The organism is Lysinibacillus sp. fls2-241-R2A-57 (genome assembly GCF_030209535.1).
In the GTDB taxonomy this organism is placed as follows: domain Bacteria; phylum Bacillota; class Bacilli; order Bacillales_A; family Planococcaceae; genus Lysinibacillus.
In genome coordinates this window covers 1-22,834 of the sequence record NZ_JARVRU010000156.1, presented here as the reverse complement: position 1 = coordinate 22,834, position 22,834 = coordinate 1, and the positions used below count along the sequence as shown (strand labels likewise).

Below are 22,834 nucleotides of genomic sequence, written 5' to 3'. Positions count from 1 at the left end.
GAACCCGTGTTACCGCCGTGAAAGGGCGGTGTCTTAACCACTTGACCAAGGGGCCTACTATGGTGGCGGCCGAGGGGATCGAACCCCCGACCTTACGGGTATGAACCGTACGCTCTAGCCAGCTGAGCTAGGCCGCCATTAAGATTTTGGAGCGGAAGACGAGGTTCGAACTCGCGACCCCCACCTTGGCAAGGTGGTGTTCTACCACTGAACTACTTCCGCATTTGTTTTTTAAGGACAAGTTAAATAATACAAGCCTTTGTTACTAACGTCAAGGACTTTTTGAAAAAAATTAATAAAAATATATGGTTTTATTAATTATTTAAAATGTATGCCATTTATATAAGTTGATCTTCGTTCCGACTAGGCGACTCCTAGGGGATTAGCAATAGAGGAATGAAGGCTAAAACCATCACATCCTGTGATAACGCCTTCGTGACCAAAATCGGTGCTGCTGCCGCTTCGTTAGCACTACGCTTTCGCGCAAAAAACATCTGTTGGCCCGAGACCCTGCACGAAGCGGCTCATCGGACAACCCTAGGAAGCTTTGCTCTGCGCGAAAGCGAAGCGTCAGCTACAAAGCGCCTGGTCGGAACGGCAATCAACCACACGCTATGGTGATGAGCCTTTTCTTGGGAAATTTATCAAACTTTTTGTTCTTAAGTAGAAAAGTATCAGCGTAACTGCTGACTATAGTATTTTGACGAAATAGGGGGCATCGATCAATGAAAAAGAAAGGATGAAAGGGCACTAGACCTCTTATGGCATAGATTTTGTAAAGAATATTATGTAGCGACAAAGAAACTTAGTTGAGGGAATTTTCTGTTATTTAAAAACAATTACATAGGAGGAAATGTTTCTATTCTAGTACGGCTTATAGTTTTTGTAGAAATTGTTGCCATTTCTCGTATTTATGCATATGTATTCGTCGAAATGTTTATATTTTCTTCTGTCACCGTCAGACAATCTTTCCACTCATAATTTTTTATAATAGCCAAAAGTGCAGAAGCAGAAAGGGGATAGTGAAATGACGAGTATTGAATGGTATAACACAGCAAATGTGGACGACGATCAAAAATTAGGAGCGAAAAAAAGGCAATTGCTGATAGGCTCTCTACTTTTTTTAACATCCTTTTTTTTAGCTCAGTCTGTTGTATTTGAAGCCGCTGTACCTTTCTCGGTTCCTTTTTGGGCAATTATTCGAACGAAGTATAAGGAATATGCCAAATATGTTTTGTGCGGTGGTTTAATAGGGTGTTTTTTTCTTGGCCTTGGACAAGTCTTTATTTTAGCGTTACAAATCGTTATGTATGAATGTATTATGCGCTTCCGTTATTGGCAACTGCCTCAAAGTATTGCAGTCTCTTTAGCGGTACTGCTTGTACAGATAATGTGGCAGGGGGTGATGTACCAAGGATTACCACCGGTGCTTGTACAATTTTATGTAGGTTGTGAAGCAGCTTTAGCTCTTATTATGACGCTGTTTATGCAAGTGCTGTTTGTTAATTCTTATGAATGGTTTACGAGTCATTGGACATATGAGAAGCTAGGCTCTGGATTAGTTGTATTTGCTGCTATGCTCACAGGGATGCAAGCAATTGTCATTAGCTATTTTTCACTCCCCATTTTTTTAGTGCAATTATTAATTTGCTTTGGTGCGTTAGTAGGAAGTGTACCATTGGCGACGGTTATCGGAGCCGTGCTTGGGACTCTCATTGGTGTTGCAAAACTTTCATTTTCAGGTATGCTGTCTGTAGCAACTTTAACGGGGCTGTGTGCAGGGATGGGAGCTCGTGCCGGAAGATTTGGTGTAGCAATTGGTAGCATTCTGCCAAGTGTGTTTTTTTTATTTTACGATGCAACATTGCCATTAGACAGTGTTTATTTTACATCGATTGCTATTGGCAGTATTGTTTTTCTAGCCGTCCCGAAAAAATATTCGGATAAGGTACGGGACAAGCTGTTTCCGCAGCGTGAGGAGATCTTACTCGCCCGTCAAAATTGGTTAACGGAGCATGTTACGTATAAATTAGAACATTTTCAGCATTTTGTGCAATTTATGAAGGAACTTGTGTTTGAACGCTTTATGACGGTCCCGATAGAAGAGGCAAAGGAAGTATCACCAATGAATACATGTTTAAGCTGCTTTCGCTACGATCGCTGTTGGGGAGCGCAAAATAACGGAATGGACAAACTTATGACGGACTGGTTTCATATGAAAGGCGTCGGAAAGGAATCTACTCTTCATCGTGTCGAAGAACAACTACGCTATAAATGTGTGAAATCAACGAAAATTTTCGAAGAATTGGAAACAGAGCTGTACAGAGAGCGCATTAATGGACAGTATTTTCATGGTAAGAAAATGATTGCACTTCAGCTACGTGATATGAGCAATCATCTAAATCAATTAATAGCGGAAATGAAAGAAGAGACTATCTCCTTCGTCAGTGTGGAAAAGGACATTACTCAACGATTAACAGAAGCACATATTGAATGCTTTCAACTAGATGTATTAAGTAATAAGCCTGGAGCACGAAAAATTGTCTGTGCCTTAGCACCAGCACGTGTCAATTGGGAAGAAGATACGACAGTAGCTGAACGAATGATATTGCCAATTTTATACGATATTTTTGAAGAACCATTTGAAATTGAAAAAGTAGTAGCATGTGATATACCATTTCGTCACATTCAAGTAAGCTTTAGATCAGCTATAAGCTTTGAAGTAGAGTATGATATATATAGCATGTCTAAAGATGCGACTTTATATTCAGGTGATTCCCATGCATTATTTCAATTGCATCCTGGACTATTTGCAATTTTATTGTCAGATGGTATGGGGCAGAGTAAAGAAGCACAGCATGAAAGTAGAAAATTGATACATTTAATGCGGGAATGCTTAAATTACAATATGAATCCAGAAACTGCGATGCATACGTTGCATTATGTCATGTCTTTAAAGCAGCAAAATGATATGTATGCAACGCTTGATTTTGCACTTGTCGATTTACAACACGGTGATTTATGGTCGTGGAAGGCCGGGGGAATGTCTACGTATATTTTACGTGGGAAAGAGGTGCTGAAGGTTGAAAGTAATGCAGCGCCTGTAGGATTTTTATCCATTTCAGCAGTCGAGGCTGAAAAAAGAAAGCTTAAAGCGGGCGATGTAATTTTAATGCACTCTGATGGATTATTTTCAAGTGTTGATGATTGGGATGAGCAGGAGGAGACATTTTTAGCGTATGCACAGCAGGTAGCAGGCACTACTAAATCCATACAGGAAAAACTAACAACGATTATGCAATCTTTCCAATCGTACTATAACATCGACGACGATTGCACCGTATTGATGCTAGAAGTTACCCACGTTGTACCTACATGGGCTGTGTTTAGACCAGTTCAACATTCTATGAGCAAATCAATATGATAGAAAACGAAAAGGGGAGGAGAAGCGTTTGTCATTTGAATTAAAGGTCAAATTATTTATTGAAGAAGAGCAATTATTACAGCAAGACGACCACCTTCTCGTCGCCGTTTCGGGTGGAGTAGATTCAATGGCTTTACTTCATTATTTTGTCAAAACAAAAGAGCAATGGGGGGTTACGGTAGAAGCCGTCCATGTTGATCATATGTTAAGAGGTGAAGCATCTGCAGAGGATAGAGATTTTGTCCAAAAATATTGTGATGAGTATGGTGTATACTTACATGCGAAAGCAATTCCAATACCAGAAATCATGGCTTTAGAAAATGGAAATACACAGCTTATCTGTCGTAGAGAACGGTATCAATATTTTAAAGAGGTCATGCAAAAAACAAATGCTAGCAAGCTTGTAACTGCACATCATGCGGACGACCAACTGGAGTCAGTATTAATGGCCCTGACAAAAAATGCAACGATCAATGGTATGCAAGGTATACGTTCACAACGCTTTTTTGAAGGAAAATCATTAATTCGTCCGTTTTTAACGGTTACAAAGTCCGAAATAAGGGAATATTTACTTACACAAGGTTTAAATTATCGGGAAGACGCTAGCAATTCTAAAGACACCTATGTACGCAATCGTTTTAGACATCATATGGTGCCATTATTGGAAGCAGAAAACCCTCGAGTAACTGAGCAGGTGACCCATTTTACAAAACAATTGCAAGAAGACGATGCCTATTTAATGGCATTAGCGGAAGATGTATTTTCTAGAACGATAAAAAATATTAGCGGAAATACATATAGCATGGAAATTGAGGCTTTTCAATTGGTATCACTTGCTTTACAAAGGAGGCTCATTTTAATACTATTAAACTATCTTTACAAAGATTCAAATACGATACAAAGTTATGCTTTATTGACTTCAATTTCAAAGCTTTGTGATACGACAGCCGGGTATGCTGAAGTTCACTTGCCAGAAGATTTTATAGCAGTTCGCCGTTACGGAACATTAACAATTCAGAAGAAAGAACTATTAGAAGATCAAGTTTCTCCTGAGAAAAAAGTTATTTCGACTGCTAATGGGTGGACAACTCTGACAAATGGTGAACATTTATGCGTAGTCAAGTTGTCTGATTTATCATCTGAAATGATGACGGATACTGCGCAACTTTTTTATTTTAACGCTAGCAAACTCAAACTTCCGCTCTATGTTAGAGTACGTAAGGAAGGGGACAGAATACTGTTAAAAGGAATGGATCAGCCAAAACGCTTATCTCGCCTTTTTATAGATGAAAAGATTCCTTTAAATGAGCGAAATAGCTGGCCGTTACTGATTTCTCAATCTGATGAGGTAGTAGCGGTAATTGGTGTGCGTATGGGAATGTTTTTTTCAACCACTCCACAACCAAACGATGATACAGTGCTCATCGTAGACTAAGGTCTTTGTAAAATTTCACCACAAATGGTTGAAAATTTTTTATACACACGAGGAGGAATCGATATGTTACAAAATGACATCGAAAAAGTTATGATTACAGAAGAACAATTACAAGAAAGAATCGCTGATTTAGGAGCACAACTGACAGAGGAATATAAAGATGCATTCCCGCTAGCTGTTGGTGTTTTAAAAGGGGCAATGCCTTTTATGACTGACTTGATGAAACGTTTCGATTCTTTCATTGAGCTAGACTTTATGGATGTTTCTAGCTATGGTAATGCCACAGTTTCGTCAGGCGAAGTAAAGATTCTAAAGGATTTAAATACAAGCGTTGAGGGACGTGACGTATTAATTATCGAGGATATTATTGATAGCGGCTTAACTTTAAGCTATTTAGTAGACTTATTTAAATACCGTAAAGCAAAATCCATCAAAATCGTCACATTGTTAGATAAACCATCAGGCCGTAAAGTAAACTTGGCTGCTGATTATGTTGGTTTTAAAGTACCAGACGGCTTTGTTGTAGGATATGGTTTAGATTATGCAGAAAAATACCGTAATTTACCGTATATCGGCATTTTAAAGCCAGAAGTCTATTCTTTCTAACGAGTAAAAAGTTAACGAAAGAACATCAGCTATGAAAAGAGAAAGCCTCCAGCAAAGGCCATAGATTTTTAGTTTGTTGGCTTATCACCAAAAAGTTGGGGATGACATTTGTTAAAACGAATGCCAGATTTGAGACTGGGCGACACCTTGAGGATTAGCGCCACAGATGAAGCACTTTAGAGAGCAACGTGAGTGAAGCGACTCATCGGGTACCCTTAAGTGCCCAGTCTAAATGGCAATCAACCTCACGTTTTGGCGATGAGCTTTTATAAGAAATTCAAAAATTTAGGCACATTGTTCAGCTGTATCAAGATAAAGTAACAGGTACAGTTACGCAGGGACAAAGTTAAAAAATGCATAAATATGTTTCGATTTCGACAAAAATCGGACGAAACTTTTTTAAAGTAGGGCTTTTCGTTGTATGATGAAATCATGATATGTTAAGATTTTACTTATAATTTTTCTGTTTGTAATGAGGAGGCTGGAGATGAATCGAATATTTCGATATACCATATTCTATTTACTGATATTCTTGGTGATTATCGGTATTTTTGGTACTTTCAATGGTGGCAATGCGCCAACGAAAGAGTTAACTTATAATGAGTTTCAAGAAGCTCTAGATAAGAATCAAATAACAAGTGCTACAATTCAACCTGATAAATCAGTATACATCGTTGAAGGTACACTGAAGGGTTACGAGAAGGGTGCACGCTTTACAACAAATATCCCTCGTGAAAACCAAGCTTTAATGGACCGCATCGATGAGGCTGCTAAGGATAAGAATAGTAATATTAAATATTTAACAGCACCAGAAACAAGTGGATGGATTCAGTTCTTTACAGGGATTATTCCTTTCATTATTATCATTTTCTTATTCTTCTTCCTAATGAGCCAGTCTCAAGGTGGCGGTAATAAAGTGATGAGCTTTGGTAAAAGTAAAGCTAAACTTTATGATGATCAGAAGAAAAAAGTTCGTTTTACAGATGTAGCGGGTGCTGATGAAGAGAAAGCGGAGCTTGTAGAAGTTGTTGACTTTTTAAAAGACCACCGCAAATTCACTGAAATCGGTGCACGTATTCCAAAAGGTATCTTACTTGTAGGTCCTCCAGGTACAGGTAAAACATTACTTGCACGAGCAGTAGCGGGTGAGGCAGGCGTACCATTCTTCTCGATTTCAGGTTCTGACTTCGTAGAAATGTTTGTCGGTGTCGGTGCATCACGTGTTCGTGACTTATTTGAAAATGCGAAGAAAAACGCACCATGTATCATCTTTATCGATGAGATTGATGCTGTAGGTCGTCAACGTGGCGCAGGTCTTGGTGGTGGCCATGATGAGCGTGAACAAACACTGAACCAATTGTTAGTTGAAATGGATGGTTTTGGAGCAAACGAAGGTATTATTATTATCGCTGCAACAAACCGCCCAGATATTTTAGATAAAGCGTTATTACGTCCTGGTCGATTTGACCGTCAAATTACAGTAGGACACCCTGATGTAAAAGGACGTGAAGCTATTCTAAAAGTACATGCGCGCAACAAGCCTTTAGCAGATTCAGTTGATTTAGCAGCTGTTGCACAACGTACACCAGGTTTCTCAGGTGCCGATTTAGAGAACTTATTAAATGAAGCAGCGCTTGTAGCAGCTCGTAAAAGCAAACGTTCAATAAATATGGCAGATATCGATGAGGCATCTGACCGAGTAATTGCTGGTCCAGCGAAAGCTAGCCGCGTATACTCTGCAAAAGAGAAAAAACTTGTATCCTTCCATGAAGCCGGCCACGTAGTTGTTGGTTTAGAGTTAGATGAAGCAGATACAGTACACAAAGTAACAATCGTTCCTCGTGGTCAAGCTGGAGGTTATGCGATTATGTTACCGAAGGAAGAACGTTTCTTCACAACAAAACAAGAGTTACTTGACCGTATTGCAGGGCTTCTTGGTGGTCGTGTGGCAGAGGAAATCGTACTTGGCGAAGTATCTACTGGAGCACATAATGACTTCCAAAAGGTAACAAGTATCGCACGTGCTATGGTCACTGAATATGGTATGAGTGAAAATCTTGGTGCAATGCAGTTCGGTTCAAGTCAGGGTGGTAATGTATTCCTTGGTCGTGACTTTAATTCAGATCAAAACTATTCTGATTCGATTGCTTATGAAATCGATAAAGAAATGCAGCAAATTATCGATTCGCAATATGCACGTACTAAACGAATCCTAACTGAAAAACGTGGATTACTTGATTTAATTGCTAAAACATTGATGGAAAAAGAAACATTAAATGCGCAAGAAATCGAGCATTTACGTGATCACGGTGTTTTACCGGAACCGGAAGTTGAAATAGTTTTGGAAAAAACTGCCGAAGTTGAAGCTCAACCAACATTAGATGTAGTTGGTGAACCAGTTGTTAAAAAAGAATTGCTTAGCAATGAGCCAAATCCAACAACAGCTGAGCTTCCAAAAGAAGGTCAAGAGCCAACTGATACAGCAAAAGGTATCGATGAAAAACGTGATTAATATTAGAAAGACTGTTTACGATTTTTGTAAGCAGTCTTTTTCTTTGCCTTTCTTCAGCAGAAGATATTAGGATAGAGATATTATACGCAGCTGCGTATAGAGGTTCTAATATTTGTTTGGGATATCCGTCCAGAACATTTGATGTAGAGCCAACATAGATAGGAGTGTTGAAACGTGGGAAACGTAATATTGAATAATGGTCTAGAAATGCCGTTAATCGGCTATGGCGTTTTTCGAGTACCTGAAGGGGATGACTTGGCTAAAGCGGTAAAAACAGCTATTGCAAAAGGTTACCGTAGCATTGATACAGCGCAAGTATATCGCAATGAGGAAAGTGTTGGGCGAGGAATTCGCGCAGCCATTGACGAGGGCTTAGTAACACGTGAAGAACTATTCGTAACATCAAAGGTTTGGAATGATGGACTCTCCTATGATGAAACACTAGCAGCTTATGATAGTAGTTTAGCAAAATTAGGATTAGATTATTTAGATTTATATTTAGTTCACTGGCCAGGTATTGATACAAATTACGTTGATGTTTATAAAGCGCTTGAAAAGATCTATCAGGACGGACGTGTACGCTCTATTGGAGTTAGTAATTTTCATGTCCACCATTTAGAAAATTTATTAAAGGAAACTTCGGTGATTCCTGTTATTAATCAAATTGAATTTCATCCACACTTAATTCAAGAGGAAGTGCGTGCGTATTGCAAGGAAAAAAGAATACAGGTAGAGGCATGGTCACCACTAATGAATGGTTCTTTGTTGGAAGAAGCATTGATACAGAAGCTAGCTTTAAAATATGGCAAAACGCCAGCACAAATTGTGTTACGCTATGATGTTCAGCATGGTGTAGTAACTATTCCAAAAACAATGACTCCTGCACGTATGACGGAAAATCTAGCTGTCTTTGACTTTGCATTAGCAGAGGAAGAAATGGCTCAGTTAGATGCGCTAAATGATGGATTACGTAGTGGACCAAACCCGGAGAAATTTAATTTTAAATAATATGAAAGGAGCTACCTATAGGGTGGCTCCTTTTCAACATACTAAAAAAAGTGAAGTTGATTTCCGTTCCAGGCTACTCGCTTTGTCGCTGACGCTACGCTTTCGCGCAGAGCAGAGCTTCCTGTGGGCGAGCGTCGAGCAGCTTCCTCCGCTTGCGCTCCGTGCAGGGTCTCGCCTGTCTCGCTTTCCCACGGGAGTCGAGTAGCCCTCCACTCCAATCAGCAATAGCGTAAATTTTTATAAATACTATTCATTTCAAAAGTAAATAATATTGCGACTTATAACAGGGAAGTAATTGTAGACCTGTTATTGCTAACGCTACGCTTTCACACAAAAACACATTTTGTTGAAGTTTTTTATAACTATAAATAGAGTGCCGTACCAGAAGATATACGCTAAGTAGATTGGTTGATTGAAGTGGAGGCTGGGCGACTCCTTGGGGATCAGCGTCACAGATGAGACCCTGGAGCGCAGCGAAGCGGCTCATCGGACGCCCCCAGGAAAGCGCCCAGCCGGAACGGAAATCAATTTCACGCTTTAATATGAAAGGAGCTACCTAATATGAGGGTGGTTCCTTTTTAAGTGAAGCATGAAGGGCTATTTCATAGGAATAAAAGTATGGTATCATTTTCTAAAGTGTTTTAACTTTAAGTGTATGCATTGTTTTAGTTGTATCAATCGTATAGTGACAGGTACAATTACGGTGAGGTGCAATAAATAGGAGGCATCAGCCATGATTTTAGTTTTAGATGCAGGGAATTCGAATATCGTATTAGGTGTCTATGATGACAACGATCAATTAGCCTTCCATTGGCGTATGGTGACAGACCTTCATAAAACTGAAGATGAATACGCAATGCAAGTATTATCTTTCTTTAATCATGCAGGCATTTCATTTGAACAAGTTACGGGCATTATTATATCCTCTGTTGTACCACCAATTATGTTTTCGTTAGAAGCGATGTGTCAAAAGTATTTTCGTAAAAAACCGCTCGTTGTAGGACCAGGTGTGAAAACAGGATTGAATATTAAATATGAAAACCCACGTGAAGTTGGCTCAGATCGCATAGTTAACGCTATTGCAGCTCTTGAAGCATATAAAGCACCACTGATTATTGTTGATTTTGGTACTGCTACAACATATTGTTACTTAAACGAAAAGGGTGATTATATGGGCGGTGCTATTGCTCCAGGTATTTCGATTTCTACGGAGGCGCTCTATACACAAGCAGCTAGATTGCCACGTATTGAAATATTGCGCTCTACACATATTGTTGGAAAGACAACCGTATCTGCGATGCAGTCCGGAATTTTTTACGGCTTCGTTGGGCAAGTTGAGGGAATTGTTAATCGCATGAAAGCGCAAAGTAAGGAAGAGCCTTTAGTTATTGCTACTGGAGGATTAGCAAATTTAATTGCTGGGGAGACGCAAGCTATTGATGTAGTCGATCCGTTTTTAACATTAAAAGGCTTATATAAGCTATATAAACGCAATCAATAAGAAATGAGGGACATTTCATTTATGAAAGACTATTTAGTACGAGGTTTAGGATTTAACGGACAGGTTCGTGTTTTTGCAGCGTGTACAACAGCAACAGTAGGAGAAGCACAACGTCGTCATAATACATGGCCAGTTGTGTCGGCTGCTCTTGGTCGTTCTATGACTGCAGCTGTGATGATGGGTGCAATGTTAAAAGGTGAAGAAAAAATCACCGTTAAAATTGAAGGAAACGGTCCAATTGGTCCAATGGTGATTGATAGTAACGCTAAAGGAGAAGTACGTGGCTTTGTAACGAATCCTCAGGTTCATTTTGACTTAAACGAGCAAGGTAAGCTTGATGTACGTGCAGGTGTAGGGACAGAAGGTGCATTAACAATCGTAAAAGACCTAGGCTTAAGAGATATGTTCTCTGGACAAACACCTATTATATCAGGTGAAATTGCTGAAGATTTTACTTACTACTTTGCTACATCAGAGCAAGTACCTTCATCAGTTGGTCTAGGTGTTTTAGTAAATCCTGATAACACAATTCTTGCAGCTGGTGGCTTCATCCTTCAATTAATGCCAGGTTGTGAAGAAGAGACAATCGATGAAATTGAACAGCATCTAGCTACTATAGAGCCAGTTTCAAAAATGATTGAAAAAGGCTTTACTCCAGAGCAAATTTTAGAAGCTGTGTTAGGAAAAGGTCATTTGCAAATTTTAGATTCCATGCCAGTAGAGTTTAAATGTCAATGTTCAAAAGAGCGATTTGGTGCAGCGATTTTAGGGTTAGGGACACAGGAAATTCGAGAAATGATTAAAGAGGATGGCGAAGCAGAAGCACAATGTCACTTCTGTTTAGAAACATACCGTTTCTCAAAAGAAGAGCTAGAAGGATTTATCGATGAGCTCAACGCGTAATCGACGCCCTTTAAACGCTACAACGTCCAACAACCAAACGCCCTTATTGCAACGCCGTTTAAAAACTAAACCCGCATTAACAGTTATTATAATTTTGTTATTAGGAAATATTTTGTGGTTTATTGCTTGGTTAATCCCAGATAACGTTCAAGAAATTGGTAGCGATGAACAAGTCGCTGCCATTGACGGGGATATTATTACACGTCAAGAGTGGATGGTTGCCATGGAAGAACGCTATGGTAAAGAGACACTACAAAATTTAGTGAATGAATCTGTGATGGAAAAGGCAGCAAAGAAATATAAAATAAAAGTTACGGATGAAGAGATCGATTTAGAGTTAGCTTTAATGCGATCTGCTCAGGATAAATTTGATACAGCCATGCAAAATCTTTCATCAGAGCAGCTACGACAAAAAATTCGCTCACAGCTTATTTTAGATAAGGTACTGACAAAAGATGTGGTTATAAAAGAAGGCAGTATTGAAAAATATTATGAGGAAAATCAGGCATTATACAATACGAAAACAAGCTATCGTACTAATTTTATTGAGGTGAATTCCAAAAAGGCTGCTGAGGAAGCGTTAAGTGAAATAAAAAACGCCTCTGATTTTTCAGTGCTGGCACGTGAAATCTCGGTAGATAGCGCATCAGCTAGTTTAGGCGGAGATATTGGTTTCCTTACAGAAAAACAAGAAAATGTTGATCCTGCCATTTTAAAAGCCGCTGAGGGTTTAAAAGCAGGTGAGATTAGTAAAGCATTTAAGCTTGATAACGGACATTACGGAATTGTACAAGTTCAAGAAATAGGCGAAGGACAATCCTTTACATATGACGATGTGAAAGAACATATTGAACGTGAGCTCGCGTTAGAGCAATTGCCACAATCGGTTACACCAGAAGCATTTTGGTCTGAATTCAGTGCAACTTGGTATTACGGAGAAGCTAAAAAAGGTAAATAACAGATTGCTCCGAAATGAGCTTAAGGAATCTGCGAGATATCTGTGGGAAAAATGAGCCAGGAAAAACCTGCAGACGTTTAGCGTCAACAGAGTAGCGGCTTTTCTAGGATATTGAGCAGGTTTTTTGTTTACTCTAGTTTAGCTCGATGGCAATAAATATTCTGAAAATATAAGTTTTATTGATTGACAATCGAATGGAAAAATTGATAAAATCAAAATAAGTAAAACCTATGAAAATAGTAGGGATTAGGAGTGGATGGATAAATGAGTAGATTAGCGAACTCAGTAGCTGAATTAGTTGGTAAAACACCAATTGTAAAGTTAAATCATGCAACTGGCGAAAACGAAGGTACTGTTTATGTAAAATTAGAATATTTTAACCCGGGTAGCTCAGTAAAGGACCGTTTAGCTTTAGCGATGATTGAAGCGGCTGAGAAAGATGGTACATTAAAGCCAGGTGGTACAATTATTGAGCCTACTTCTGGTAATACAGGTATTGGTCTTGCGATGATTGCTGCGGCTAAAGGCTATAAAGCGATATTAGTGATGCCAGAAACAATGAGCTTAGAGCGTCGTAACTTATTACGTGCATATGGTGCAGAGCTTGTATTAACACCTGGACCAGCAGGGATGAAAGGTGCAATTTCTAAGGCAGAGGAATTATCTGCTGAGCATGGCTACTTCTTACCACAACAATTCACGAACCCAGCTAATGCTGTTATTCACCGTTTAACAACTGGACCGGAGATTGTAGAAGCATTTGAAGGTTTAAAATTAGATGCATTTGTATCTGGTGTTGGTACAGGAGGTACAATTACGGGTGCAGGCGCTGTGTTAAAAGAGAAATATCCGGATATTGAAATTATTGCTGTTGAACCAAAAGATTCACCTGTACTTTCTGGCGGTCAACCAGGACCTCATAAAATTCAAGGTATCGGTGCCGGATTCGTACCAGAAGTGTTAGATACAGATGTTTATTCTTCTGTATTCCCAGTAGAAAACGAGATTGCTTTCGAAGTAGCTCGTAAAGTAGCGCGTGAAGAAGGTATCTTATGCGGTATTTCATCTGGTGCAGCGATCCATGTTGCTATTGAAGCTGCAAAACGTTTAGGGAAGGGCTCGAATGTTCTTGCAATCGTACCTTCTAATGGGGAACGTTATTTATCAACTCCGTTATATCAATTTGAAGACTAACCTAATAATTTGTATGTAAGGCTCCTTTAACGAGGAGTCTTTTTTTGTTGATATCTATATCTTTCCGAATGCAGGAACTTACAGTACTTAAATTTAAAAATATTCGCTTCTAGGCAATATTCAAGTTAAGATGGAATCACATCAAATGACTTAAAGGGGAATAGCAACTTGAAGACGATATTTACGAAAACAATAACGATGGATGCAGAGTCGTTTTTTTATAGTTATAAGGAGCAAACAGAAACAGAAAAAGCTCATGTATTTTTAGAAAGTGGACGCGGAGGACATTTTACAATAGCTGCATGGAATCCGTTAGCTACAGCGCAGTCGGTCGAAAATGGCCTGCTTATAAATTGGAGAAATGGTGAGAAAGAAGTTTTAAATGGTGAACCACTTGCATTGCTAGAGGAATTGGTGGAGAAATATCACCTTTCATACAATGATGAGCTTCCTGTTTTTCAAGGTGGAGCAATAGGGTTTGTTGCATACGATTACGCGCGTAAAATTGAAGTGCTCCCTAACACTGCAGTAGATGATTTACATGTACCAGATATTTATTTTTATATTTTTGATTGCTGGGCAGTACACGATGTGAAAACCAATAAAGTAACGCTTATGAAGCTAGCAGACTGTGACGTAGATTTAGAAGAACGTGCTAATGCATGGCAAGGGGCAGCGCAAGAAGGATTGCTTACACGCAAATTTGAGAAAACAAGCGCTGTAGAAATAGTGAACGACGAAAGTGAATTGCTAGTATCATTTGCTGGGACTGACTTTGAAGACGCGGTAAGTAAAATCCAAACATATATAGCTCAGGGCGATGTGTTTCAGGTGAATTTGTCAGTACGTCAATCCAAAAAATTAAATGCAACTGCAATGGATGTATATGAAGCATTACGTGCATTTAATCCATCACCTTACATGGCTTATATAGAAGCACCGGATTTTGCTGTCGTTTCTGGATCACCCGAGCTTTTGGTGAAGCGTCACGGTACTGAGTTGTCTACGCGACCGATTGCTGGCACACGACCAAGAGGAAAATCCGAAGCAGAGGATTTAGCATTAGCACAGGAATTGATTGATAACGACAAGGAACGTGCTGAACATGTAATGCTTGTTGATTTAGAGCGCAATGATTTAGGGCGAGTATCTACATTTGGAACGGTTGAAGTGGATGAATTCATGGTCATTGAACGCTATTCGCATGTGATGCATATTGTTTCCAACGTGCGAGGAGAAATAGCTGAAGGGAAAACGAATGCAGACGTTATCCGTGCTATGTTTCCAGGAGGAACAATAACGGGTGCACCGAAAATTCGTACGATGGAAATTATTGAAGAGTTAGAACCTGTAAGACGAGGATTATATACTGGTTCAATTGGCTGGCTAGGCTACACAGGTGATATGGAATTTAATATTGTTATTCGTACAGCATTTGTTAAAGACGGAGTAGCGCATATTCAGGCAGGAGCGGGCATTGTTATTGATTCTGTTCCAGAAAAAGAATACCAAGAGTCTTTAAATAAAGCGAAGGCGATGTGGCAGGCAAAGGCAATGGCGGAGGAGCGAGCAAAATGATTTTAATGATTGATAACTATGATTCATTTACGTATAACCTAGTGCAGTATTTTGGAGAATTTGGTCATGAATTAGTGGTAAAAAGAAATGATGTATTGACGTTGAAGGATATTGAACAACTTGCACCAGATATGATTGTCATTTCTCCAGGACCATGTAGCCCAAATGAAGCAGGTGAAAGCCTGAACATTATTAAGAATTTCGCGGGAAATATTCCGATTTTAGGCGTTTGTCTTGGCCATCAAGCCATTGCTCAAGTATTTGGAGGGAATGTTATACGAGCTGAGCGTTTGATGCATGGTAAAACATCACCTGTGTTACATGCTGAAATAGGTTTGCATAAGGGAATGCCAAATCCATTTGAAGCTACTCGATACCACTCTTTGATTGTTGAAAAAGAAACATTACCAGCATGTTTTGAAGTAACTGCATGGACAGAAGAAGGCGAGATTATGGGTATTCGCCATAAGGACTATCCAATTGAGGGCGTGCAATACCATCCTGAATCGATCATGACGGAGCAAGGTAAAAAGCTTCTACGCCAGTTTATAGAATTGTATGTAGAGGGAGCGAAGTAAATGCTGTGTTGGATGAACGGTGACTATGTAGCGGCGCAGGATTTGCGCATTTCGCCATTCGATCATGGGTTTTTATATGGCTTAGGTTTTTTCGAAACATTTCGAACGTATAAGGGAAAGGTGTTTTGTTGGGAAGCGCATATCGAGAGGTTGCAAACAGCGCTTTCTCAATATCGTATTCATATGCCTTATACTGAAGATGAATTACTAAAGGTTGTTCAGCGATTAAATGAACAGGCGAATGGACAGGATGGCTATTTCCGTATAAATGTATCAGCTGGAGAGCATAGTATCGGTTTACAGCCGACAGAATATAGACATCCGAATGTTATTGTTTTTCGCAAAGAATTACATGATACACCTAGAGGTATGGAGAAAAACGCACAGTGGCTTGTAACACCTCGTAATACTCCTGAAAAAGGGCTACGAGTGAAATCGCATCATTATGGTAATAACGTTCTTGGGCGTTTTGAGATGCCATCTTTGGCACAACAAGAAGGCTTCTTTTTAACGGAAGAAGGCTATGTTGCTGAAGGTATTACATCAAATATCTTTTGGGTGAAAGATGATATACTATATACGCCTTCCTTAGAGACTGGTATTTTACCTGGAATTATCCGAGCATGGATAATTGAGCGAGCGCAATCTCTGGGGATTAAGGTAAAAGAAGGTTTCTTTACTAAAGAGGATGTAGAGCAATGCTCAGAATGCTTTATTACCAACTCTATACAAGAGTTAGTTCCAATTCGTAAATTAGAAAACAAGCAGTTACTAGGCAATAAAGGGCCTATTTATTCGTGTTTACATGAAGCATTTGTCAATGAAGTGGAACAAGAATAGAAGGAGCGTTAACATGCTAGAAAAATATACAACACCATTAACTATTAACGGTATCACGTTAGACTATACAGCAGAAACTTTTGTGATGGGTATTTTAAATGTCACGCCAGATTCATTCTCAGATGGAGGAAAGTTTAATAACGTCGAAGCTGCAGTTACACAAGCGAAAAAAATGGTAGCTGAGGGTGCTAAAATTATTGATGTTGGCGGAGAATCAACACGTCCAGGTTATGAGCGTATTTCCGATGAAGATGAAATTGCACGTATTGTGCCAGTTATTCAAGCTTTAGTAGCTGAAGTGCCTGCAATTATATCGGTTGATACGTATAAAGCAAACGTAGCACGAGCGGCTATCGAAGCTGGTGCACATATTATTAATGATATATGGGGTGCAAAGGCTGATCCTAAGATGGCTCAGGTCGCTGCAGATTTAAATGTACCGATTATTTTAATGCACAATCGGGAAAACACTGATTATGGAACTGATTTTTGGGCAACGGCAAAGGCTGATTTAGAGAAGAGTATTGCTATTGCCCGGAATGCAGGTATACCAGATCATCATATTATTTTAGATCCAGGCATAGGCTTTGCGAAAACTACCGCTCAAAATATAGAAATGATGCAGCATTTAAAGGAGCTCGTAGCAATGGGTTATCCTGTTTTACTAGCGACTTCACGTAAGTCAATGATCGGTAATGTTTTAAAACTGCCTGTTGAGGAGCGTATAGAAGGTACGGGCGCAACAGTTGTTTACGGTATTGAAAAGGGATGCCATATGATTCGTGTGCATGATGTAAAGGAAATGGCGCGAGCTACACATATGGCTGATATTTTAGTTGGTAAACGTATTTTTAAGGAGGAAGCATGATGGACTATATTCATTTAAAGGATATGCAGTTTTATGGCTATCACGGTGTCTTAGCAGCTGAAACTACACTCGGTCAACGCTTTCGTGCTAATGTTTCACTTGCTGTAGACATGACAATGGCAGGAGAAACTGACGACTTAAATTATACGGTGAATTATGCAGAGGTTTATGCGTTATGTCGTGATATCGTAGAAGGTGAGCCGTTCAAGCTTATTGAAGCACTTGTATCGAAAATAGCAAACAGTATTTTAGAGACATACTCAGAAAAGGTTAAGGGTGTTCGCGTGGAGCTTATTAAACCAGATCCACCAATCCATGGCTATTATAAAGAAGTATCAGTAGAGGTAACGAGAGGTGATTACTAATGAATAATGTGTATTTATCAATCGGGACAAATATGGGAGATCGATTTGAAAACCTACAACATGCTGTTAAACTTTTAACGGAAAATAAGGAAATTGAAGTTGTGCACACTTCTTCGGTTTATGAAACAGCTGCTGTAGGCTACACTGACCAAGCCGACTTTTTAAATATTGCAGTTCATATTAAAACGAGTTACTCATCTTCTGAAATGCTAAAAATCTGCCAATGGATTGAAAGTGAACTAGGTCGTGTTCGTGAATTTCGATGGGGCCCTCGAATCATAGACCTTGACATTTTACTCTACAATCACGAAGATATTGAAACAGAGAGCCTAATTGTTCCACATCCAAGAATGTATGAGCGAGCTTTCGTATTAGTACCACTGATAGAAATTACGCCTACACCAGTTGGAGAACAACTGCAAAGGGCGCATGATATAATGCAACAGATGGATTGTAAAGAGGAAGGCGTAACTTTATGGCGAGCATCAGCAGAGCTGAAAATGATGCAGCCCGTCAATTAAGTTCCTAATCCAGGGGTTAAAGGTTATTGGGATATGCCTATAATTGCATAGCATTAACGATAGATATATATATAGGAATAGGTGAGAACCTATAGAAGGGGGAAAACATCATTGAGTCAGACAACTGAGAAGCCGTTTCAAATTGGCGATATAGTTATGGACAACCGTGTCGTTTTAGCGCCAATGGCTGGAATTTGTAACTCTGCTTTCCGTTTAACTGTTAAGGAGTTCGGGGCAGGGCTAGTATATGCAGAAATGATTAGTGATAAAGGGATTGTCCAGAAGAACGAAAAAACACTAGGCATGCTTTATATCGATGAGCGTGAAAATCCACTTTCATTGCAAATTTTTGGTGGTGATAAGGAAACACTAGTGGAAGCGGCCAAGTATGTAGATGAAAACACAACCGCGGATATTATCGATATTAATATGGGCTGCCCAGTTAATAAAATTATTAAATGTGAAGCGGGCGCTCGTTTACTTTTAGATCCGAATAAATTATATGAAATGGTAGCGGCTGTTGTCGATGCCGTAAAAAAACCTGTCAGCGTAAAAATGCGTATTGGTTGGGATGATGAGCATATCTTTGCTGTTGAGAACGCACAAGCTGCAGAACGTGCTGGTGCTTCGGCGGTGGCTGTTCATGGACGTACGCGGGTACAAATGTACGAAGGAAAGGCGAATTGGGATATCATTCGTCAAGTGAAGGAAAATGTAAAAATTCCTGTGCTTGGTAATGGTGATGTAGAAACTCCTCAAGGTGCAAAACGTATGCTTGATACTACTGGGGTGGATGCAGTAATGATTGGGCGCGCTGCTTTAGGTAATCCTTGGATGATTTATCGTACAGTTCAATACCTTGAAACTGGTGAGCTAAAAGAAGAGCCAAGTGTACGTGAAAAAATTGATGTGTGTTTGCTTCACTTTGAACGCCTTATGCAATTAAAAGGAGAGAGTGTGGCAGTACGTGAAATGCGTAAACATGCTTCGTGGTATTTAAAAGGTATTCGTGGTAATGGTAAAGCGCGTAAAGAGATTAATCAAACAGAAACTGCAGTAGCGCTTCGTGCACTATTAAATGGACTTGTACAAGAATATGAAGAACTTGAATCTAAATTAATAGTACCGGAAGCAAAAGAATTAATTTATTAACTTTTTCAACGGGTGTCACGGAAATCGGAAAGGAGTTCTTAGAGGATGTTAGCCTAAAATCATCACATCCATGCGATAACGGCTAACTGACCTGGATCACGCACGCCTAAGCACAAAGCCGATTCTATGCCGAGGCATAATTGATTACGTTGAAAAGGCGTCTCACAGTTGGTTTTGAGACGCCTACTTTTCTGCTAACTTTAGTTTTTAGAATTATAAATTATTCCTCCTCTTATGGAAAATTACGTCGAAACAGATGATTACAGCAATAAAATTGTGTACAATAGAAATATTATGGACGTAAACGTAACGCGGACAATTTAATAAGGAGTGAAACAAGTGTCAAACATAGAAGAATTAAATGATCAGCTTTTGGTGAGACGCCAAAAAATGACAGCTATTCGAGAAAATGGTCAAGATCCATTTGGTAGTCGTTTTGAACGTACTCATTTATCAACAGAAGTACGTGAACAATTTGCAGATCAAACAAAAGAGCAGCTAGAGGAAAACCTACAAGAGGTTATTATTGCGGGTCGTATTATGACGAAACGTGGTAAAGGAAAAGCTGGCTTTGCACATATTCAAGATCTAGGTGGCCAAATTCAAATTTATGTTCGTCAAGATCACGTTGGCGAAGAAGCGTATGAATTATTTAAACAAGCTGACCTAGGTGATATCGTAGGGATTCGTGGTAATGTTTTCAGAACGCAAGTAGGAGAGCTTTCAGTAAAGGCTGAAGAGTTTACATTCCTATCAAAAGCTCTACGCCCTATGCCAGAAAAATTCCATGGCTTACAAGATGTTGAACAACGATATCGTCAACGTTATTTAGATTTAATGACGAATGAGGATAGTAAAACAACATTTATTACACGTTCTAAAATTATCCGTGCTATCCGCAACTATTTAGATAACACAGGATATTTAGAAGTAGAAACACCAATGCTTCATACAATTGCTGGTGGTGCAGCGGCTCGTCCATTTATTACACATCACAATGCGCTTGATATGGAATTATACATGCGTATTGCTATTGAACTGCATTTGAAACGTTTAATCGTAGGTGGACTAGAGAAAGTGTATGAAATTGGTCGTGTTTTCCGAAATGAAGGAATCTCAACACGCCACAACCCTGAATTTACAATGATAGAGCTGTATGAAGCTTATGCAGACTACAAAGATATTATGTCTCTAACAGAAAACCTTATTGCTCATGTAGCTCAAGAAGTTTTGGGTACTACTACAGTTCAATACGGTGAAGATGAAATTAACCTTGCTGTAGGTTGGAAACGAGTTCATATGGTAGACGCAGTAAAAGAAGCTACAGGTGTAGACTTCTGGCAGCCTATGACTAAGGAACAAGCTCAAGCACTTGCTAAAGAACATGGAGTAGAGGTTAAAGAAACACATGAGGTAGGACATATTATTAACGAGTTCTTCGAGCAAAAGATTGAGGAGACTCTTGTTCAGCCTACGTTTGTTTATGGCCATCCAGTGGAAATCTCGCCTCTAGCGAAGAAAAATCCAGAGGACGAGCGTTTCACTGACCGTTTCGAATTATTTATCGTTCGCCGTGAGCACGCAAATGCCTTTACAGAACTAAATGATCCTATCGATCAACGTGAACGCTTTGAAGCTCAGCTAGTTGAAAAAGCAGCTGGTAACGATGAAGCGCACGAAATGGACAACGATTTCATTGAAGCGCTGGAATATGGTATGCCTCCAACAGGTGGATTAGGTATTGGTATCGACCGTTTAATTATGCTTCTTACAAATTCACCATCAATTCGTGATGTATTATTATTCCCAACAATGCGTCATATTACTAAATAGTTGTTTTATGAATAGCGCAATGAAAAAGAATTGCTTCATATTATAGTGGACAATTGTGAATAAGCAGGAGCCGAGGTGCAGGAGATGCACTGAGGCTCCTGTTTTTTTGAAAGTTAAATTAAACGATGCCCTGATAAATTTGGATTTCAAATTAATGATCTAGACGCAACTATGCCGAGGTATAATTGATTAGGTAGGTTCAGACTGCCTCTAATGTCTTTAATAATACTGGACATTTTCCTTGGTGAAAGAATAGAGTATAGCTATAAATAGAATATACAATGGCTTCATTCGGTGAGAAATGAATGAAAGTCGGAGTCGGTATGGTGGAATGCTAGGGCGAGATTCCTGGTTTGCATCTGAAGCGATGATTTAGTATTAATTGGTTTATGTTTAAAAAGTTTAAATTGAAAAGAATTAATAAGGTGTTTAAACGGCAAATGAATATAGGGTATACTTTAAGAGTTCTATAATTTGCAGATAAAGTAGAAATAGACATTAATAGAAGTTTTATTGGAGGCTTATAATGAATTATAAAATCTTTAACAAACATGTATTTGAACAGGCGCAGCTACGTTCAGTTTCAGATGTTCAGTTAACTGAAGAAGAACTTGAAAATGGTATGAAATTAGCAGTTTCTAAGATAGATCCGACCCTATCTTTATATTTAGTGGATATAAACGGTCAGAAGAAATTTGACGTCCGTTGGGATGATTCTTCCGAAATCTTCAGTGGCTGGTATTCTGCGTGGGATAATTTCTCTTGGTGCCTGGATATAGTTGAGAAACAAGATAATTAATTTAAATTAGTAGATTTTTAGATTTAAGTTTTAAAAAACAATGTTGAATTCCGCATTGAAAAGGGAACAAGTATTATATCTTATTATGAAGCGGAACAATAAAGAAGTAACAAACATGAATAAGTAGGAGTCGAGGTGTAGGAGAATCACTTTGGCTCCTTTTTTCTTGATTGAGTATTGGTTAGTGCAATATGTAAATGACGTGTTAGAAGGGTGATGATGCATTCTAATGTGTAGGATCTTAGATGTTTTTCAAAGAAAGCTTGAGAAAGTATCCTTAAAAAGGGGCTATATTTTTAATAGAAGTAAGACTCTTCTTGTTTAGTTTGTTGAGATTTTCAAGAAAGAGATGTATAGTAAAACAAATAAAGTGGTAGCTAGGAGATTACAAGAGTTATTTGGTGCTCGAAAAATCGTAAAATAGCTTACTAATTCAAGATTTATAAAAAAGATAATTTTATAGCGGAAAAACACTTGCGAATGTATTAGATTCGTGATAAATTATTACTTGTCGTTAAGACGACGCAAGAAACAAAAACGAGTTCGAAAAAACATTAAAAAAGATGTTGACATCGAAATTCGAGAATGATATTATATAAGAGTTGTCACTTAACTTCTGAAACGAAGTTGAAAAACTTTTGAAAAAAGAGTTGACAACGAAAATGAAAAATGTTAAACTATAAAAGTTGTCAAAACAAAACGACAACGAAATGAACCTTGAAAACTGAACAAGCAAAACGTAATCAATAAAGTTTTTAG

At 38.9% G+C, this 22,834-nt stretch carries 19 protein-coding genes and 2 tRNA genes; 18 read left to right on the top strand and 3 right to left on the bottom strand.

Annotation, left to right across the window (positions count from 1 at the left end; genetic code table 11):
• Nucleotides 1–60 precede the first annotated feature (60 nt).
• A tRNA-Met gene (locus QRN68_RS21285) sits at nt 61–137 on the bottom strand.
• Between the two features lie 10 nt (nt 138–147).
• Nucleotides 148–222: transfer RNA gene (locus tag QRN68_RS21280), tRNA-Gly, on the bottom strand.
• 805 nt (nt 223–1,027) lie between these two features.
• Between QRN68_RS21280 and QRN68_RS21275 the strand changes: the two genes are divergently transcribed.
• The 5 genes from QRN68_RS21275 (at nt 1,028) to QRN68_RS21255 (ending at nt 8,985) form a co-directional block, all read left to right on the top strand.
• The gene (locus QRN68_RS21275; RefSeq protein WP_285399025.1) at nt 1,028–3,424 is read left to right on the top strand and encodes a SpoIIE family protein phosphatase; all 2,397 of its coding nucleotides are present in this window, start codon (nt 1,028–1,030) and stop codon (nt 3,422–3,424) included.
• Nucleotides 3,425–3,452: 28 nt separating this feature from the next.
• Nucleotides 3,453–4,859: a tRNA lysidine(34) synthetase TilS gene (tilS, locus tag QRN68_RS21270; RefSeq protein ID WP_285399024.1), complete on the top strand. Its 1,407-nt coding sequence runs from the start codon at nt 3,453–3,455 to the stop codon at nt 4,857–4,859.
• A 63-nt stretch (nt 4,860–4,922) separates the two neighbouring features.
• On the top strand, nt 4,923–5,465 hold the full coding sequence (hpt, locus tag QRN68_RS21265) for a hypoxanthine phosphoribosyltransferase (RefSeq protein WP_285399023.1): 543 nt from the start codon (nt 4,923–4,925) through the stop codon (nt 5,463–5,465).
• Nucleotides 5,466–5,952: 487 nt separating this feature from the next.
• Nucleotides 5,953–7,977: an ATP-dependent zinc metalloprotease FtsH gene (ftsH, locus tag QRN68_RS21260; RefSeq protein WP_285399021.1), complete on the top strand. Its 2,025-nt coding sequence runs from the start codon at nt 5,953–5,955 to the stop codon at nt 7,975–7,977.
• A gap of 174 nt (nt 7,978–8,151) precedes the next feature.
• Nucleotides 8,152–8,985, top strand: a complete 834-nt coding sequence (locus QRN68_RS21255) for an aldo/keto reductase (protein WP_285399020.1) — start codon at nt 8,152–8,154, stop codon at nt 8,983–8,985.
• 41 nt (nt 8,986–9,026) lie between these two features.
• On the opposite strand, the gene QRN68_RS21250 is transcribed toward QRN68_RS21255, so the two are convergent.
• A complete protein-coding gene (locus QRN68_RS21250) occupies nt 9,027–9,203 on the bottom strand; it encodes a hypothetical protein (RefSeq protein WP_285399018.1) in 177 nt (58 codons plus the stop codon).
• A gap of 515 nt (nt 9,204–9,718) precedes the next feature.
• Here QRN68_RS21250 and QRN68_RS21245 point away from each other — a divergent pair.
• From QRN68_RS21245 to QRN68_RS21185, 13 genes are all read left to right on the top strand, one after another.
• Nucleotides 9,719–10,486, top strand: coding sequence for a type III pantothenate kinase (locus tag QRN68_RS21245; protein WP_285399017.1), 768 nt, complete (start codon nt 9,719–9,721; stop codon nt 10,484–10,486).
• 21 nt (nt 10,487–10,507) lie between these two features.
• Entirely contained in the window at nt 10,508–11,389 is an 882-nt protein-coding gene (gene hslO, locus QRN68_RS21240) for an Hsp33 family molecular chaperone HslO (RefSeq protein ID WP_285399016.1), read from the top strand.
• Entirely contained in the window at nt 11,373–12,347 is a 975-nt protein-coding gene (locus QRN68_RS21235; protein ID WP_285399015.1) for a peptidyl-prolyl cis-trans isomerase, read from the top strand. The genes hslO and QRN68_RS21235 overlap by 17 nt, the downstream gene beginning before the upstream one ends.
• A 264-nt stretch (nt 12,348–12,611) precedes the next feature.
• Nucleotides 12,612–13,541 carry a cysteine synthase A gene (cysK, locus tag QRN68_RS21230; protein WP_285399014.1) on the top strand — a complete coding sequence of 310 codons (930 nt, stop codon included), beginning with the start codon at nt 12,612–12,614 and terminating at the stop codon, nt 13,539–13,541.
• Nucleotides 13,542–13,739: 198 nt separating this feature from the next.
• The gene (locus QRN68_RS21225; RefSeq protein ID WP_285399026.1) at nt 13,740–15,119 is read left to right on the top strand and encodes an anthranilate synthase component I family protein; all 1,380 of its coding nucleotides are present in this window, start codon (nt 13,740–13,742) and stop codon (nt 15,117–15,119) included.
• A complete protein-coding gene (pabA, locus tag QRN68_RS21220) occupies nt 15,116–15,697 on the top strand; it encodes an aminodeoxychorismate/anthranilate synthase component II (RefSeq protein WP_285399013.1) in 582 nt (193 codons plus the stop codon). The genes QRN68_RS21225 and pabA overlap by 4 nt, the downstream gene beginning before the upstream one ends.
• A complete protein-coding gene (gene pabC, locus QRN68_RS21215) occupies nt 15,698–16,537 on the top strand; it encodes an aminodeoxychorismate lyase (protein ID WP_285399012.1) in 840 nt (279 codons plus the stop codon).
• Nucleotides 16,538–16,550: 13 nt separating this feature from the next.
• Complete coding sequence (gene folP / locus QRN68_RS21210; RefSeq protein ID WP_285399011.1) at nt 16,551–17,405, top strand: dihydropteroate synthase; 855 nt, start codon at nt 16,551–16,553, stop codon at nt 17,403–17,405.
• On the top strand, nt 17,405–17,770 hold the full coding sequence (folB, locus tag QRN68_RS21205) for a dihydroneopterin aldolase (RefSeq protein ID WP_285399010.1): 366 nt from the start codon (nt 17,405–17,407) through the stop codon (nt 17,768–17,770). Before folP ends, folB begins: the two co-directional genes overlap by 1 nt.
• The gene (folK, locus tag QRN68_RS21200) at nt 17,770–18,291 is read left to right on the top strand and encodes a 2-amino-4-hydroxy-6-hydroxymethyldihydropteridine diphosphokinase (RefSeq protein ID WP_285399009.1); all 522 of its coding nucleotides are present in this window, start codon (nt 17,770–17,772) and stop codon (nt 18,289–18,291) included. The genes folB and folK overlap by 1 nt, the downstream gene beginning before the upstream one ends.
• A 111-nt stretch (nt 18,292–18,402) precedes the next feature.
• Nucleotides 18,403–19,443: a tRNA dihydrouridine synthase DusB gene (gene dusB, locus QRN68_RS21195; RefSeq protein WP_285399007.1), complete on the top strand. Its 1,041-nt coding sequence runs from the start codon at nt 18,403–18,405 to the stop codon at nt 19,441–19,443.
• Between the two features lie 330 nt (nt 19,444–19,773).
• Nucleotides 19,774–21,276, top strand: coding sequence for a lysine--tRNA ligase (lysS, locus tag QRN68_RS21190; RefSeq protein WP_285399005.1), 1,503 nt, complete (start codon nt 19,774–19,776; stop codon nt 21,274–21,276).
• Nucleotides 21,277–21,802: 526 nt separating this feature from the next.
• On the top strand, nt 21,803–22,075 hold the full coding sequence (locus QRN68_RS21185) for a hypothetical protein (RefSeq protein WP_285399003.1): 273 nt from the start codon (nt 21,803–21,805) through the stop codon (nt 22,073–22,075).
• Nucleotides 22,076–22,834: the final 759 nt, after the last annotated feature.

What these genes read in the sequence shown, in the direction of transcription:
- QRN68_RS21185 (WP_285399003.1), top strand. Translation starts at nt 21,803, where the DNA reads ATGAATTATAAAATCTTTAACAAACATGTATTTGAACAGGCGCAGCTA.
- QRN68_RS21225 (WP_285399026.1), top strand. Translation starts at nt 13,740, where the DNA reads ATGGATGCAGAGTCGTTTTTTTATAGTTATAAGGAGCAAACAGAAACA.
- hslO (WP_285399016.1), top strand. Translation starts at nt 10,508, where the DNA reads ATGAAAGACTATTTAGTACGAGGTTTAGGATTTAACGGACAGGTTCGT.
- folK (WP_285399009.1), top strand. Translation starts at nt 17,770, where the DNA reads ATGAATAATGTGTATTTATCAATCGGGACAAATATGGGAGATCGATTT.
- QRN68_RS21245 (WP_285399017.1), top strand. Translation starts at nt 9,719, where the DNA reads ATGATTTTAGTTTTAGATGCAGGGAATTCGAATATCGTATTAGGTGTC.
- QRN68_RS21235 (WP_285399015.1), top strand. Translation starts at nt 11,373, where the DNA reads ATGAGCTCAACGCGTAATCGACGCCCTTTAAACGCTACAACGTCCAAC.
- folB (WP_285399010.1), top strand. Translation starts at nt 17,405, where the DNA reads ATGGACTATATTCATTTAAAGGATATGCAGTTTTATGGCTATCACGGT.
- hpt (WP_285399023.1), top strand. Translation starts at nt 4,923, where the DNA reads ATGTTACAAAATGACATCGAAAAAGTTATGATTACAGAAGAACAATTA.
- QRN68_RS21275 (WP_285399025.1), top strand. Translation starts at nt 1,028, where the DNA reads ATGACGAGTATTGAATGGTATAACACAGCAAATGTGGACGACGATCAA.
- ftsH (WP_285399021.1), top strand. Translation starts at nt 5,953, where the DNA reads ATGAATCGAATATTTCGATATACCATATTCTATTTACTGATATTCTTG.
- pabC (WP_285399012.1), top strand. Translation starts at nt 15,698, where the DNA reads ATGCTGTGTTGGATGAACGGTGACTATGTAGCGGCGCAGGATTTGCGC.
- folP (WP_285399011.1), top strand. Translation starts at nt 16,551, where the DNA reads ATGCTAGAAAAATATACAACACCATTAACTATTAACGGTATCACGTTA.
- pabA (WP_285399013.1), top strand. Translation starts at nt 15,116, where the DNA reads ATGATTTTAATGATTGATAACTATGATTCATTTACGTATAACCTAGTG.
- cysK (WP_285399014.1), top strand. Translation starts at nt 12,612, where the DNA reads ATGAGTAGATTAGCGAACTCAGTAGCTGAATTAGTTGGTAAAACACCA.